Here is a 15,221-nt window from a genome sequence, read left to right on the forward strand (position 1 = left end):
ATTGCCTGCCAAGGCTGGATAACCTTTAATCATGGCAGACAACTATGTCCGGCAAATCGTCAAGCATCGAGGCTCCTATCGCTGAATCCAACACGCAAAAGGCCGTACGCCGGGTCCCATGGCTGAAGATTTTCATTGGGGTCGCTGTAATTGCTTTGCTGATATTTGGCTACCGCATGCTGCCGTTGCAGGAGTGGATCACAGCCTTTCAGCAATGGGTACAGGGCTACGGAATTGTTGGCTGGTTCATCTTCATCGTCGTTTATGCCCTTACGTCTTTTGCCCTGTTGCCGGGTTCGTTCTTAACATTGGCTGCGGGCGTCATATGGGGTTTGGGCGGTTTTCCGATCGTGGTCGTTGGCGCAACTATCGGTTCCGCGCTCTCGTTCCTCGCAGCTCGTTATTTGTTCAAAGACAAAGTGCAGGCCAAGGTTGCGGAATATCCTAAGTTCAACGCGGTGAACCAAGCCATCGGTGAAGAGGGTTGGAAGGTTGTGGGACTGTTGCGTCTATCCCCTGCCCTGCCCTTCTCGTTGCAGAACTGGTTCTTGGGCATCACACCTGTTGGATTTCTGCCAAGCCAAATCGCTACATTCTTCGGCATCATGCCCGGCACCCTGCTCTACGTGTGGATTGGCTCGCTCGGCGGCCAGGCCGCTGGTGGCGACGATATGAGCGTCGCAAAATGGATCGTCGGTGGGCTGGGAATTGCAGCAACGCTGTTGGTGACCGTTCTTGTCACCAAGAAAGCCAATGCCAAATTGAAGGAATTCGCGGTCGATTGATCGCGCCTTTTTGTTCGCGTGACACCGCAAATTCGCAATGCACAACTTTTGCGCTTGACATTTTTTGAACAGTGTTCATTTTATGAACTACGTTCAATAATGGAATGATCCCATGTCCAGCACTTATGGCCGCATTACTCTTGATCTCGATAAACTGGTCTACACCGAAACTTTGACGCCGGAACTTGCCGCAAAGTTGGTGCTTTCGAAAGAACCTACTGCAGCGGCAAACACTCTTATCTCGGTGCTCTATATCATCGGAGCTATCGCAGCCGCAGCCGGTGTCGTCTTGCTAAAGCCCACTGCGATCACAGGCTTGGTTATTGCCGCGGTTTGTTTCGGTGTTGGACAATTCATTCGCTTCAAAAAATGGGCGCATCTCGACATTTTGGCTCTGGCCCTCGGCATCGGAAGTGCCGCTGGGCTAACAGGATGGTTCGCGTTAGAGTTTGGTGAGATCCTCCCCGCAATAGCCATCAACGGTTTTGCAACGGGCGTCACGCTCGTCATGGCGCTTGCGTTCCGCTCACGTTTTCTCGCTGCGCTGGTGCCGATTGGCATTGGCACGATGATCGGATCGGGTGGCGCTTATTGGCATGCATCCTACGGCATTTTTGTCCGCGAGGCGGCGGTTACTATTGCTCTGTTCGTGCCAATCGCCGCCGCACTGTGGGCGCTTGCGATGAAAGTACGGCACCCCGATTGGAAGCCAATGGCGACTGTCGCTGCGCGAATGGCTTTTATTATCGCCAATTTCGGCTTCTGGGTTGGCTCGCTTTGGGGAGACCATGTGGGTGAATATTTCATGGTGCCCAATCGCCGCGCCGAAGGCATGGGCTACAGCGAATGGCTCGATCTTCGAAACGCATTCAAGGAACAGGCGCTCTACATTCCGGACGCAGTTTTTGCGGTTGGCTGGGCGGTGTTTGCCGTTGCAGCCATCGCGCTGGGTCGTAAAATCGGCAACAGGTTCCTGGAACTTGCCGGTGTCGTGTTTCTCGCCATCAATGCCTTCACCCAGTACTTCGAATTCTTCAAGGACGAACCGTGGGCGCTGATCTTCGGCGGCATCGCATTGGTCGGAATAGCGCTCGCCTTGGTGCGGTGGCAGATGGGGCAGCGCCCTGTCACGACTTGACTACTTGCCCTTCCAAACAGGGTCGCGCTTTTCGGTGAATGCATTGAAACCTTCCAGCATGTCTTCGCTGCCGTAAAGCATATCGACCGTAGGAAGTTGCCGCTTGGTGATGCGGTTAAGCGCGTCCTGAAATTTGGAATCCTCTGCATCGCGCACCACTTCTTTGATTGCCGCATAAACCAGCGGAGGGCCGCTTTCGAGCAGTTTCGCCATTTCCCAAGCCTGCGCCATCAGGTCATCGGCAGGGTGAATGTGGTTGACGAAGCCCCATTTGTGCGCCTCATCGGCCTCCAGCCAACGGCCTGTCAGCAGCATTTCCATCGCGATGTGATACGGGATGCGCTTAGGCAGTTTGATTGATGCGGCGTCTGCCACCGTGCCGGATCGTATCTCGGGCAGCGCGAACGATGCATGTTCGGCGGCCAAAATGATGTCGCAAGAGAGTGCAATTTCCAGTCCACCACCGCAGCAGATGCCGTTGACCGCACAGATGACCGGCTTGTTCATGCGGGGCAATTCCTGCAATCCGCCAAAGCCGCCAAGGCCATAATCGCCATCCACAGCATCGCCCTCTTGGCCGTCGACGGTGGACGCAGCTTTCAGATCCCAACCGGGGCAAAAGAACTTTTCGCCTGCGCCCGTTAGAATCGCCACACGGAGATCAGGGTTATCACGGAAGTCTGCAAATACTTCGCCCATAATTCGGCTGGTGGCGAGGTCGATTGCATTGGCCTTCGGGCGGTCAATCGTGACTTCCAAAATGCCGCCTATAGTGCGAGTTTTGATCGGGCTTTCGCTCATGGTGTCTTGGTCCTTTTCACAATCAACGCGTCCACTGCCACAGAGCCGAAAGGCGTCGCAAAAAGCGGATTGACGTCTAATTCTTCCAATGTATCAGCGTGCTCGGCTGCGTAATTTGCTATGCACCAGATATTGGCAACGAGCGCATCAATGTCAGCCGCATCGGCACCGCGATAGCCTTCAAGAAGGGGATTGATTTTCAGCGAGGCAAGTGCCGCGCGAATGTCGCCCTCGTTGGCGGGCAGCAAGAGCGAAGCGGTGTCGTCCATGATCTCTGCCAAGATCCCGCCAGCGCCTATGGTGAGCAATAGACCGACAACCGGGTCACGGGTTACTCCGACGATAATCTCGATAGTCGGCTTTTGAGCCATTTCCTCAATCAGAAAGGATTTCGATAAGCGTGAGAGCGAAGATATTGCATGCAGCAAGTCCTGCGATGTCTTGAGATTGAGGCTCACCGCGCCCGCTTCCGTCTTATGCGCGATGCCCAAAGCCTTTGCTGCCAAAGGGAAAGTGAGGCTTCGCAGGGCAGCATCCACACCATTCATGTCGCTCACGAAGACACCTTTCGGCACGATCAGACCAGCAGCCGCGAGTTCCTGCTTGGCTTCCCATTCGTTGAGCGTAACGGCAACGCTTTCCCGCAACGGCGACAGCGCGAGCAGAGGTTTAGGTTCAGGTTTGCTCCAGATGGCACCGACAAAAGCAGCCGCTTGCGCGGCGATGATAGCGGTGTCCAGCCCACACAAGGGCACGATGCCCTTAACGATCAAATCCTCCGCCAACTCTTCGGGCATGGTCTCCGGTAGGCTGGCGACGATGGCCGCACGCGCTTCGATCTGCTTCACTGCAGCGATGAAAGCGTCAGCTGCACGTACCCAGTCATAAGGATCGCAAAGATCGTGTCGGGGGAAATCGATCACCAGCATGGCAAGGTCAAAGCGCGGGGAGAGTGCTGCCTCAAACATCCGCGTCATCGCTGGCCAATCGCCCCAGATAAAGGTGTTGTAGTCGAGTGGGTTGGCGATGCTGACTATTTCGCCCAGTGCTGATTTTAGTGCCTGTGCGGTGCTCTCATCGAAAGCGGGAAAAGAGACTGCCCTGCCCTGTGCGGCGTCTGCCATCAACGAGGCTTCACCGCCGGAGCAAGAAAGCGACAACAGTTCGCCGCCGTGCAAGGCGCCGTGCACATGGAACAGCTTCAGCGTCTCGATGAAGGCTTCCAGTGTGTCGACACGTGCGACACCCAGGCGCCTGAACAATGCTTCATGGGCAGCGTCGGAGCCCGCCAATGACGCTGTGTGGGTCATAGCAGCGGCTTGAGCTTGTTCGGATTTGCCCACCTTTATAACAACAATAGGTTTGCGGAGCTGGCGCGCCCGAAGCGCAAACCGCTCAAACGCTTTCACATCGTCCAGCCCCTCAATGTGGAGGCCTAGGGCGCTGATGCGCTCGTCTTCCAGCAGTGCAAGGCCCAAATCCGACAAGCCAAGTTGCGCCTGATTACCAACGGTCATCACCTGCGCCACAGGCAGGCCCCGCTTTTGCATTGTCAGATTGATTGCGACGTTGGACGACTGGGTGAGGATCGCCACCCCGCTATCGCAGGCTTTTGCTCCATGTTGGTCTGGCCAAAGCGCCACCCGTTCCAAAGTATTGATGAAGCCGTAGCAATTTGGCCCAATAATCGGCATGTCGCCAGCCGCTTCAACCAATGCCTTTTGAAGATCACCAGAGCCCGCGCTCTCGCCATCCGCTTCCGCAAATCCGGCCGCATAGCATACTGCTCCGCCCGCACCCCTAGCGGAAAGTTGCGCAACGATGTCGATAGACCGCTCCCGCTTCACCGCCACATAAGCTGCGTCGGGTGCCTCTGGAAGATCAGCGATGGATTTGAAACAAGCGCGGCCACTGAGAGTCTCCCGCGTGGGGTGAACCGGCCAGATTGTGCCTGTGAAGCCAAATTTATCGCACTGGTCCACAACCCGCTCACACTCCTTGCCGCCTATAACGGCGATGGTGCGGGGGTTAAGCAGGCGCATGAGATCAGCCACCGAGCGGCCTTAGCAATGCGCGGCTGATGATGTGGCGCTGGATTTCGGAGGTGCCTTCCCAGATGCGTTCAATGCGGGCGTCGCGCCAGATGCGCTCCAGCGGCAGATCGTCCATAAGGCCCATGCCGCCGTGGATTTGAATAGCCTCATCGGCCACCATCGCCAGCACTTCGGAGGCTTTGAGTTTGGCCATCGCCATGTCGCTGTCGGTGCATTCGCCCTCGTCGAATTTCGAACCGGCGTCCCATGTGAGCAATTCGGCTGCTTTGAGTTCCATCGCCATGTCGGCCAACTTGAAAGACACGCCCTGAAACTTGCCAATCTGCTGACCGAACTGCTTGCGCTCGGCGGAATAGTTCACCGCGTGCTGGAAAGCACGGTCCGCGCGGCCCAGGCAGGTGGCGGCCACCTGCAGCCGCGTTGCGCCAAGCCAGTCGTTCGCAACTTCAAAGCCTTTGCCAACTTCACCCAGAATGTTTTCAGCCGGCACGCGGCAATCGTCAAACTCCAGAATGGCATTCGTATAGCCGCGGTGGGACACGTTGTTGTAGCCGTCGCGAACCGTAAAGCCAGGCGTATCTTTATCGACGAAGAAGGCCGTGATTTCCGCCTTCGGGCCGCGCGGGGTTTCCACCTCGCCGGACTTCATGAAGCAGATGGCGAACCCCGCAATATCCGCGTGGCTGATGAAGTGCTTGGTCCCGTTCAATATCCAGTCGGAATTGCTGCCCGCGCCTTGCTTGTTTCTGGCTGGTTTGGCGCTCGCCTTCATGCCGCGAAGGTCCGACCCTGCGCCCGGTTCGGTCATTGCGAGGCAATCCCACGTCTCACCCTTCAGGCAGGGATCAAGATACTTCGCTCGTTGTTCCGGCGTTCCAGCGCACAAGATGTTTGAAGGGCGGGCTACGCATGTCCAATGCAGCGCATAATTGGCGCGGCCAAGTTCTTTTTCGTAGAGCAGCCAAGTGAGCGTATCCAAGCCACCACCGCCGAATTCTTCGGGGATGTTGGCCGCATAAAGCCCTGCCTCCATCGCCTTTTTCTGCAGCTCGCGCACGAGGTCCATTTCGAGCACGCCGGAGCGTTCGATCTCTTCCTCATGGGGATAGAGTTCATTCTCCACGAAAGCGCGAGTGGTTTCGATTATGAGGGTTTGTTCTTGGGTGAGTGAGAAATTCATTATAGCTTTCCAAAAGCATCAGCATGCCGGACGTCACCATGCTGTCCGGTCAGACAACCGGGCTTGAGTTCCAACGCGAGGAAATTGTCCCCTTCATAGGGCGAGTTAAAGTTCTTTGCTGCCACGGTGGTAAACCCAAAGCGCTCATAATATTCACGATCACCCAAGACGAATATCGCCTCCCACCCTTTGACCGCCAGATGTTTCAAACTGCGGTTTACTAGATCACTTCCAGCGCCCTGTCCTTGATAGGGCGGAGCAACGGAAAGCGGCGCCAAGGCCAAGGCCCAAACAGGTGCTTGCACCGTGGAATAAGCGATGTGACCGATGATCCGGCCGTCAATCTCACACACCATTTCCAACGCCATGTCGCCGTCATTTCGCAGCGCCAACACAAGTTCGGCTTCTGCCGGATTTTGAAATGCATCGCGCAAAAGCGAAGTTACAGCTGATGCGTCACTGCTCTGAAACAGTCTGGTGTCATGCGTCATTGGCCGCCGTTGCTTTCAATCGCGCTTCGTAAGCCGTGAGCAGTTTGCCCGCGCCCCAGCCTTTCCCGCCGTCCCCTTTTGCCAAGACCTTCATAATACCCGTCAGGTTTTCATCGCGGATGCGTTCGAGGTCGCGAATCGAGTGTTGGCCTGATTGCGCGTCGGACTGGTCGGCGATCTTGTCGATCAGCGCATCGTCCAGTTCAGGGACGTTCATCAGCTTAGTCCACGGCAGGCTCATCGTGGGGCCAAATTGTTCGATGAAATGACGCATGCCCGCTTCGCCGCCGGCGATGCGATACGTCTCGAACAGGCCCATCTGCGCCCAGCGCATTCCGAAGCCATAGCGCATGATGTTGTCGAGTTCTTCGGTCGTGCAAACATCATCGCGGATCAACCACAACGCCTCGCGCCATACGGCCTCCAGCAAACGGTCGCCGACAAAGGCGTCGATCTCCTTGCGGATGGTAATCGGCTTCATGCCGATCTGTTCGTAGGCCGCGTGCGCCCGCTCGATTGTTTCGCCACTGGTGCGCACACCGCCGACAATTTCAACGATAGGCAGCAGATAGACAGGGTTATACGGGTGTGCCACGAACATGCGCTCGGGCTGCATCATCTTGGCCTGAATGTCGGTGGGTAAAAGGCCGGACGTGGATGAGCCGATCAGCGCGGTTTCCGGCGCAGCGGCGTCGATCTGCATATGAACCTTTTGTTTAAGTTCGATGCGTTCGGGGACGGATTCCTGAATCAGATCAGAATCTTCCACCGCTTCCTCAATGCTGGATACGAAGGTCAGCTTTCCCAGCTTCGGCTTAGGCGCATCGGTCAGCATGTCGAAGGCGCGGGTGGCGTTGGCCATCACTTCGCCAACGATGCGCTCGGCATCGGGGTGCGGATCGAAGATCTTGCAATCGAGCCCGTTCAGCACAAATCGCGCCGCCCATGCTCCACCGATGACACCGCCTCCGATGGCTGCTGTTTTTCGGATTGTCATGCTGTCGGTGCTCGCTTCGTCAGGTTAAGTTGCTTTCGCACTTCGGCTGGCCTCATCACCTTCGCGCCCATGTTCTCGATGATTGTCACAGCACGCTCAACCAGCTGTGCGTTCGTGGCCAGCACGCCACGGTCGAGCATGAGGTTGTCTTCTAGCCCAACGCGGACATTGCCGCCTGCAAGCACGGACGCAGCGACGTAAGCCATCTGATCGCGACCCAGTGAGAACGCGCTCCAGTTCCAGTCAGCCGGTACGTTGTTCACCATCGCCATAAACGTGTTCAGGTCGTTGGGTGCACCCCACGGCACGCCCATGCAGAGTTGCACCAGCGCGTCTTCGGCCAGCACGCCCTCTTTCACCAGTTCTTTGGCAAACCAAAGATGACCTGTGTCGAAGGCTTCGATCTCCGGCTTCACGCCCATCTCGGTCATCATGCTGCCCATCGCGCGCAGCATGCCGGGCGTGTTGGTCATCACGTAGTCGGCCTCGGCAAAATTCATCGTGCCACAATCAAGCGTGCAGATTTCCGGCAGGCATTGGCGCACGTGTTCCACACGCTCGCTTGCACCGATCATGTCGGTCGCCGCCTCTTGCACAGGCAGCGGGTTTTCCACATCGCCAAACACCATGTCGCCGCCCATTCCAGCGGTGAGGTTCAGCACCACATCCACTTGCGCATCACGGATGCGGTCGGTGACCTCGCGGTAGAGTTCAAGGCGACGGCTGGGCGTCCCACTATCAGGGTCGCGAACGTGGCAATGCACCACCGCTGCGCCTGCCTTGGCGGCGTCAATGGCGGAGTTCGCAATTTGCTCTGGAGAGCGAGGAACGTGAGGGCTTTTGTCTTGCGTCGACCCAGAGCCTGTAACGGCGCAAGTGATGAAGACGTGGCGGTTCATGGTCAGCGGCATAGTGGCTATCTTTGTTCAATCGCAGGCTGGGCGAGGTTGGGAAATCAGCGCGTCAAACGCAATCGAAAAGAACGCATTTTGGACCGCTTTCGCACAATGAAGATTAAACCTCGTTCTGAGGCGGTCGCCACGCCATTAGATCAATTCGCCCATCCGCCAGAGCTTGCTCGACCCCGTTGAGCGCATCGGCCAAGCGCTCATCGACGATGTGGAGATATTGCGTCCAATCGGCGTAGCCGGAAACAGGCTCCGCTCCATCGGATATGCCGCGCAGTCCGATGAGCGGAATGTTGCTGGCATGGCAGGCGCGGGCGATTGACCACGTTTCCATATCCACCATATCGGCGTCGATGGTGCGATATGCATCGCCGGAAACCACATTCGCGCCCGTGCTTAGCCGGGCGGGGCGCAAGCCTTCAACGCTTGGCGCCAGCGGAATCTCTGCAGGCAGACCGAGAAAAGGCGTCTCGCCCTTAGGAAAGCCAAAGGCGGACGCGTCCATATCGCGATAGGATACATGCGAAACCTGATAGACTGCGGCTTGTTCCAGTGTCGCCGAACCTGCGCTACCAAGCGAGATGACGAGATCAGGCCGCTGGTTGCTATTCGGTGTCGTAGCCAGTCTTGCGGACAGTGTAATTGCGGCTTCCACAGGGCCAACACCGCAAATCAGCGGGTCGATCATGGCTTGAAGCGCGGGGCCATATTCCGCCCGCGTCGCCATAACCGGCAACACCGTAAAGCCAGCGATCTTTTTCAGGTTGCACATCTTCTCTCTCAACGTGATTTAACAAACCCGCCAGCGGCTTGCGACAGAGCGCCTGTTGGCATTTTTGGTACTGGGCGTCATACAGTGCGTGCAACCAAATCACCTTTCAAGCCGTTTGCGCTTTACCGATCCACCGCAGCGAAAGCCCGTCTCTCATGCAATACCTTATCGCCTATATCGCTACACTGATTGTTTTCTTCATCATTGATTTCATTTGGCTCGGCACGGTGGCGCAGAGCTTTTATCAAAAGCAAATTGGTCCGCTTTTGCTGGACGAATTTCGCATCGGCGTCGCTGCAGCGTTTTACTCGGTATACATTATTGGCATTGTCTACTTTGCGATCCGCCCGGCGCTGGAAGCGAATAATCTTGGGCTTGCATTGCTGAACGGCGCACTTTTCGGCTTTTTCTGCTATGCCACCTACGATTTTACAAACCTCGCCACGCTGAAGGGCTATACGACCACCGTGGCACTGGTGGACATTACTTGGGGCACGTTTTTGACGGCCAGTTCTGCGTTTCTGGGCGCCTGGATAACCCGCGCTATCTCAGGCTGATCGGCCAAGTTTTCTGGGGGACTTTCGATGTTTGCACGCTTCTTTTTCGCGCTCTTTTTGGCGATAGCCAGCCTCTCATTCGCCACATATAACAGCGCATTTGCGCAAGATGCAGCGCAGCCGAGCGGTCCCATCCAGACTGACGATAAGACTGAAGCAGACTCCGCCATTCGGGACCGTCTGCGCGAAATCTATCGCGAAATTGCGGAGTTCAGAAACATCTTCGTCACCGTTCAATCTGGTGTCGTAACCATCAAAGGACGTGTGCTGGAAACCACCGATGTGGAACGAGCAGCCGAACTTGCAGCACGGGTTGATGGCGTGGTGTCGGTGAATAATCAGGTTTCGGTGGAAACCTCGGTTGAGAAGCGCATTGCGCCTGCGTTGGAGCGCTTTATGGCGCGGGTCAATCAGGTTGTCGCCTTTCTGCCTTTGCTGGCGATTGCCGTGGTGGTGTTTGCGGTAATCGCTCTGTTCGGTTTCATGATAGCGCGAATGCGCCGCCCTTGGGATTCGCTGACGCCCAATCGTTTTGTCTCCGACCTGTTGCGCCAGATCATACGGCTGGCGTTTCTGATTATTGGCCTTGTGATTGCGCTCGACATTATGGGGGCAACTGCACTGCTTGGAACGATTGTCGGCGCTGCCGGTATTTTCGGTCTGGCAATTGGCTTTGCCGTGCGAGACACCGTGGAGAACTATATCGCATCAATCCTGCTGTCGTTCCGCCAACCATTCCGTCCGAAAGACTATGTGGATGTGGAGGGTCGCGAAGGCTCTGTCATCGCGCTCACCTCGCGTGCAACAATACTGATGACGGCGGACGGCAACCATGTTCGCATACCAAACTCCACGGTGTTCAAGAGCACGATCACAAACTATTCGCTCAATCCGGAACGGCGGTTTGATTTTCAACTTGGGGTGCAGACTGACGATCCTCAAACCGCTGTCACGCTTGGAGTGGAAACGATTTCCGCGCTGAGTTTCACGCTCAAAGATCCTGCACCGGATGGATGGATTAAAGAGATCGGGCCATCATCCGTCGAAATCTGGCTCGGCGGTTGGGTGAACCAGAGCGAGACGAGCTTGCTGAAAGCCAAAGGCGAGGCCATTCGCAAGGTGCTGGCTGCATTTAAGGCCGCAGGCATTGATGTACCAGCGCCGACGTATCGTGTGGCCATGGATGGTGAGGTCAAAGCGACCGGCAAGAAACCGGCTAAAGCGCCAACCCGAAAAGCAACGGCCAAGGCTGCCGCTATCAAAGAGACTGAGGGTGACGTATCAGCGGATACAGTGATCGACCAAAAGATTGATGAGCAAATTCGCCAGTCGCAGGGCCAAGACCTGCTCAACAGCGATGCGCAGCAGGAAATTGGCTGAAACAAGCGGGCGTGTACGCAGACCGGGGAAGCCGGTTAACTATTTTGAAACCAAAGATGACGGGTTGCGTATATCGAAAGTTAAACCCTTTTGGAGACGCTCCCTATGAAACTTCTAAAATCGCTCACCATCGCGGCATTTGCCGTTACCACACTTGCAGCATCTGCATTTGCAGCAGGTCACACGAAAACCGTTGTTGAAACCGCCATTGCATCACCAGACCATAAAACGCTGGTCGCGGCGGTTAAAGCAGCTGGACTGGTTGAAACGCTTTCCGGCGATGGCCCGTTTACGGTGTTCGCTCCCATCGATGCAGGCTTCGCTGAACTGCCAGCCGGAACCGTGGAAACACTGTTGAAGCCGGAAAACAAAGCCATGCTGCAAAAGGTGCTAACCGCGCATGTGGTTGCAGGCAAAATTATGGCTGGTGATTTGATTTCCAAAATTGAAAAGCATGGCGGCTATCTGAACATCAAAACCGTGAGCGGAGATGTGATCACCGCTCGCGTGGACAGCAAAGGCGTCTACATTTTTGACGAATCGGGGGGTGTTTCGCGCGTAACGACTGCTGATGTGGAAAGCTCCAACGGCGTAATTCACGTTGTGGACGATGTGCTCGTTCCAAAGTGATCTTTGTTTGAAGTGATCTAAGCATAAAGGCATCTGACTTTTGTCTGACAATGAGGGCCGTACCAGCGATGGTGCGGCCCTTATCACATCCGCTTTCATCACCACAATTTGAGCGCCCGCCCCTGCAAACGTGACCAAGGGCACACTATTTCGAGCTGTGAAGCATGATAGTGTATGCGCTTGAACAGGAGAACTACCATGAAACGTCAGATTCTAACCCGCCGCCAGATGCTGTTTTCCTCCGGTGCTGCAATGGTTGGCCTTTCCATGATTGGCCTACCCGGAACACGTGTTGCGCAAGCCGCTAACGACCCTCTCGCCATGGCAACGACTTTTGGCCACGACCTCGTGCCTGCCACTATAGAGCCCATTGAGAAGTCTGATGATGAATGGAAGAAGCTGCTCTCCGCAGACGCGTTTGATGTGTTGCGCAAACACGGCACGGAATATCCGTTCACCAGCCCGCTGAACGATGAAAAGCGCGCTGGCACTTATGCCTGCGCTGGCTGCGATCTGCCGCTTTATCGCTCGGAAACGAAATTCGACAGCGGCACGGGCTGGCCAAGTTTTTATGAGGCTATCAAAGGCACGGTTGGTACGGACACAGATTTCAAGCTGTTCTATTCCCGCACGGAAGTTCATTGCATCCGCTGCAAAGGCCATCAGGGCCATATTTTCGCCGATGGTCCCGAGCCAACAGGCAACCGCCATTGCATCAATGGTGTTGCTTTGAAGTTCACCCCAGATGAAACGCAGAGCGGCTGAGCCACAAATAAAAAGGCCGGATCAAAAATGATCCGGCCTTTTTGAACGATAATTGGAACTCCTAACGGGCGTCCACATCCTCAATCAGTTTACCCGTGTAAATCACAGGCCCAGTCGCAACACCTTCCGGCGCACCGCCCTGCGGCTCCACTGAAATCGCTAGCAAATCCCCGCTCTTTGCAGACAGGTCGCCGAGATCAATAGCGCCTTCGCCAACAAGGCCAACCGAGACAGCTTTTTGGCCTTCTGGCACATACCACAATTCAAGGCTCTTGCCGTCCGGACGTTCAACGCCGAGGCTGCGGACCAATACTGCACCGGTTTCCGCGTTCACCTTCACGATCAATGCAGGCTGGTCTGCATTTGCGTTGACGACCGCGATGTATTCCTTACCGCTCTGCATTGCAGGCGTTTCTCCGCCTGCCACCTGCTCTTGAGCGGGCGCGCCGCCCTTTAGAGCCGTATCGACACGCGAGCGGGCATCGTCGTTGACCAGCAAAAAGCCAAGACCCAGAGCCGCCAGCGAGGCCGCGATTGCACCAAAGCGCCAGCGCGACCGGCTGCGCTCTACCGCGCCTGCATTATCGTTTGCCGCGCGCGGTTTGGCTGCTTCGGCTACGGCGCTGGATGGCGTCTCGCGATCGGTTCTAGTTGAAACGCCTGCCTGCGAAGCTCCGAGAGCAGCACCTGTTGCTAGTTGGGTGACGTTCGTGCGCTGCACCGCATCGGCCAAACCAAGACCGCCTTGTCGCTGATCGTTATCCGGCAAAGCGCTTTCGATTTTTGCCCACACATCGTCGCCGGGAATGACCGGTGAAACCGTGCTGCTCAAATCGCCAAACATCTTTTGCCAAAATGACACGTCAGCCTGTGCGGTCGGGTCGCTTTCGACCACCGCTTCAAAAGCCGCGCGTTCGGCTGCGCTTAGCGTACCGATGACGTATTCGGCCGCGTCCAGTTGTTCTTCTTGCCTGCTCATGCTTTCTCCAAACAGGTGCGCAGAGCCAAAAGGCCCCGCCGTAAACGGGTTTTAATCGTGCCGATGGGCGCGTCGAAGCGCTCCGCCAGCTCTTCGCGCGAATAGCCTTCATAGTAAGCTAAAAGGACGTACTGCCGAACGTCGCTTTTCATCTCTCCAAGGCAAATTCGCAGCGTTTCAAGATCTTCAAACCCAACTTGCTGGGCGTCTTGTCCGCCCAATCTGAAAATTTCTTCTTCATCGCCCGGCTCATCGACTGTCGTTTCGGGCCGTGTGGCGCGGATGATGTCGATGGCGCGGTTTCGCGCAATCGTGGCCATCCAAGTAATTGGACGCCCGTAGGCAGGGTCATAGCTTCCGGCCTTTTGCCAGATTTTCAGGAACACATCCTGAAGCACGTCCTCAGATTTCTCACGGTTCTTCAGGATACGTAAAATGACCCCAAAGAGTTTTGCGGACGAGCGTTCGTAAAGCGTTTTAAACGCGATGCGATCACCACTGGCCGTCTTCGACAAAAGGTCTTCGAGCGGAACAAGTTCTTGATTCATAAAGAGGCGGGCTCTTGTGTTTGGCACGGCCATAGGGGGCTCCTCACTATAGTCCTCACCCTAGAAGGTTGGCAACGTGAAGGAATACGGGAGACAGGCCGCTTGGGTTTTCGCCTTTTTGTGAATTTTTAAACTTTCAGCGCTGCATTCACCGCCTGCGTGATTTCTGCAACACCCGCCGTGCCGCCCCGTTCTGTGGAGACGAGCGACCCATCGGCATAGGCAGCATCCACGGCATCGACGACCAATTGCGCTGCTTTGCCCGCCAGCGGATCGTCATGTTCGTCTGCCAGCCATTCCAGCATCATCGCGCCTGACAGGAACATGGCAGTTGGATTGGCCTTCCCGCTGCCGGCGATATCGGGTGCGGAACCATGGCAGGGCTGAAAGACTGCGTGGTCATCGCCGATATCCGCAGACGGCGCCATGCCGAGGCCGCCGATCAGACCCGCACCGAGGTCGGAGAGAATGTCGCCATACATGTTTTCTGTGACCATCACATCATAGATCCACGGGCGTTTGACCATTTCCAGCGCAACCGCATCCACATACCCATAGCGACGCCTTATTTCGGGATATGCCCTGCTTGTCTCGTCGAAAACATCGCGGAAGAAGGCCATGGATTTGAAGACGTTGGCTTTGTCCACGCAGGTGAGTTCTCCCACATGCCCCTTGGCTTTGCGCCTCTGCGCGAGCCGGAAGGCGAAATCGGAAACACGGCGTGTGCCTTCGCGGGTGATAAGCTGTGTATCGGTCGCTTCGTTCTCGCTGCGTGTGCCTTTGCCGACAGACGCGAACAACCCTTCGGTCGATTCGCGGATGAGCACGAAATTAAGCGCGTCGCCACGAGGGTCTTTTAGAGGACCGCCAACGCCCGGAATGGACCGCACAGGGCGTACACCTGCATAGAGGCCGAGGATAAAACGCAGTTCGATTTGCGGTATGATTTCCGTGCCGTCCGGATAGCGCACCGCCGGATCGCCCATGGCCGCCAGCAAGATCGCATCTGCGGAGCGGCAGGCGGTGACCGTTGCTTCCGGCAGGCTTTCGCCGGTTTTCTGATAGGTTGCAGCCCCCGCTTCCAGCCAAATTTCGCGCAAGGGCTGCGCGCCGGCAGCCGTCACAGCGCGTTGAAGAAGTTCAACGCAGGGTTTGGTGATTTCAGTGCCAATGCCGTCTCCTGGCAGAATTGCGATTTCATAAGGGGATGGCATGGTGCGCACCTGTTTGTGGTTT

Annotated in this window: 15 protein-coding genes and 1 pseudogene; 6 read left to right on the forward strand and 10 right to left on the reverse strand. The window is 56.2% G+C overall.

What is annotated here, in order from left to right:
* The first annotated feature begins 44 nt into the window (after positions 1–44).
* The gene (locus ACFQ14_RS06800) at positions 45–785 is read left to right on the forward strand and encodes a TVP38/TMEM64 family protein (RefSeq protein ID WP_377211943.1); all 741 of its coding nucleotides are present in this window, start codon (positions 45–47) and stop codon (positions 783–785) included.
* 112 nt (positions 786–897) lie between these two features.
* Positions 898–1,923, forward strand: coding sequence for a hypothetical protein (locus tag ACFQ14_RS06805; RefSeq protein WP_377211944.1), 1,026 nt, complete (start codon positions 898–900; stop codon positions 1,921–1,923).
* Here the strand turns inward: ACFQ14_RS06805 and ACFQ14_RS06810 are convergent, their stop codons facing one another.
* The 7 genes and pseudogenes from ACFQ14_RS06810 to ACFQ14_RS06840 all read right to left on the reverse strand — a co-directional run bounded on the left by ACFQ14_RS06810 (position 1,924) and on the right by ACFQ14_RS06840 (position 9,126).
* Positions 1,924–2,724 carry a carnitinyl-CoA dehydratase gene (locus ACFQ14_RS06810; protein WP_377211945.1) on the reverse strand — a complete coding sequence of 267 codons (801 nt, stop codon included), beginning with the start codon at positions 2,722–2,724 and terminating at the stop codon, positions 1,924–1,926.
* Entirely contained in the window at positions 2,721–4,766 is a 2,046-nt protein-coding gene (locus ACFQ14_RS06815; protein WP_377212090.1) for an acetate--CoA ligase family protein, read from the reverse strand. Before ACFQ14_RS06815 ends, ACFQ14_RS06810 begins: the two co-directional genes overlap by 4 nt.
* A 4-nt stretch (positions 4,767–4,770) precedes the next feature.
* Positions 4,771–5,958, reverse strand: a complete 1,188-nt coding sequence (locus ACFQ14_RS06820; RefSeq protein ID WP_377211946.1) for an acyl-CoA dehydrogenase family protein — start codon at positions 5,956–5,958, stop codon at positions 4,771–4,773.
* A complete protein-coding gene (locus tag ACFQ14_RS06825) occupies positions 5,958–6,449 on the reverse strand; it encodes a GNAT family N-acetyltransferase (RefSeq protein WP_377211947.1) in 492 nt (163 codons plus the stop codon). The genes ACFQ14_RS06820 and ACFQ14_RS06825 overlap by 1 nt, the downstream gene beginning before the upstream one ends.
* Before the next feature lie 16 nt (positions 6,450–6,465).
* A pseudogene (locus ACFQ14_RS06830) lies at positions 6,466–7,446 on the reverse strand (3-hydroxyacyl-CoA dehydrogenase NAD-binding domain-containing protein); the annotation flags it as partial.
* On the reverse strand, positions 7,443–8,357 hold the full coding sequence (locus tag ACFQ14_RS06835) for a BKACE family enzyme (RefSeq protein WP_377211948.1): 915 nt from the start codon (positions 8,355–8,357) through the stop codon (positions 7,443–7,445). The pseudogene ACFQ14_RS06830 and the gene ACFQ14_RS06835, both read right to left, overlap by 4 nt.
* Before the next feature lie 103 nt (positions 8,358–8,460).
* On the reverse strand, positions 8,461–9,126 hold the full coding sequence (locus ACFQ14_RS06840) for a 5'-methylthioadenosine/S-adenosylhomocysteine nucleosidase (protein WP_377211949.1): 666 nt from the start codon (positions 9,124–9,126) through the stop codon (positions 8,461–8,463).
* Between the two features lie 155 nt (positions 9,127–9,281).
* On the opposite strand from ACFQ14_RS06840, the gene ACFQ14_RS06845 reads away from it, so the two are divergent.
* The 4 genes from ACFQ14_RS06845 to msrB all read left to right on the forward strand — a co-directional run bounded on the left by ACFQ14_RS06845 (position 9,282) and on the right by msrB (position 12,458).
* Positions 9,282–9,683 carry a DUF2177 family protein gene (locus tag ACFQ14_RS06845; RefSeq protein ID WP_377211950.1) on the forward strand — a complete coding sequence of 134 codons (402 nt, stop codon included), beginning with the start codon at positions 9,282–9,284 and terminating at the stop codon, positions 9,681–9,683.
* A gap of 27 nt (positions 9,684–9,710) precedes the next feature.
* Positions 9,711–11,063 (forward strand): mechanosensitive ion channel family protein, encoded by a 1,353-nt coding sequence (locus ACFQ14_RS06850; protein ID WP_377211951.1) that lies wholly within the window; start codon positions 9,711–9,713, stop codon positions 11,061–11,063.
* Positions 11,064–11,168: 105 nt separating this feature from the next.
* Positions 11,169–11,693: a fasciclin domain-containing protein gene (locus ACFQ14_RS06855; RefSeq protein ID WP_377211952.1), complete on the forward strand. Its 525-nt coding sequence runs from the start codon at positions 11,169–11,171 to the stop codon at positions 11,691–11,693.
* Between the two features lie 198 nt (positions 11,694–11,891).
* Positions 11,892–12,458 (forward strand): peptide-methionine (R)-S-oxide reductase MsrB, encoded by a 567-nt coding sequence (msrB, locus tag ACFQ14_RS06860; RefSeq protein WP_377211953.1) that lies wholly within the window; start codon positions 11,892–11,894, stop codon positions 12,456–12,458.
* A 61-nt stretch (positions 12,459–12,519) separates the two neighbouring features.
* Here the strand turns inward: msrB and ACFQ14_RS06865 are convergent, their stop codons facing one another.
* The 3 genes from ACFQ14_RS06865 to ACFQ14_RS06875 all read right to left on the reverse strand — a co-directional run bounded on the left by ACFQ14_RS06865 (position 12,520) and on the right by ACFQ14_RS06875 (position 15,199).
* Complete coding sequence (locus tag ACFQ14_RS06865) at positions 12,520–13,437, reverse strand: anti-sigma factor (RefSeq protein ID WP_377211954.1); 918 nt, start codon at positions 13,435–13,437, stop codon at positions 12,520–12,522.
* Complete coding sequence (locus ACFQ14_RS06870; protein ID WP_377211955.1) at positions 13,434–13,985, reverse strand: sigma-70 family RNA polymerase sigma factor; 552 nt, start codon at positions 13,983–13,985, stop codon at positions 13,434–13,436. The genes ACFQ14_RS06865 and ACFQ14_RS06870 overlap by 4 nt, the downstream gene beginning before the upstream one ends.
* Positions 13,986–14,113: 128 nt before the next feature.
* Complete coding sequence (locus ACFQ14_RS06875; protein ID WP_377211956.1) at positions 14,114–15,199, reverse strand: isocitrate/isopropylmalate dehydrogenase family protein; 1,086 nt, start codon at positions 15,197–15,199, stop codon at positions 14,114–14,116.
* Between the last annotated feature and the right edge of the window lie 22 nt (positions 15,200–15,221).

Origin of the sequence: Pseudahrensia aquimaris (assembly GCF_042676045.1) — a bacterium.
Taxonomy (GTDB): domain Bacteria; phylum Pseudomonadota; class Alphaproteobacteria; order Rhizobiales; family Rhizobiaceae; genus Pseudahrensia; species Pseudahrensia aquimaris.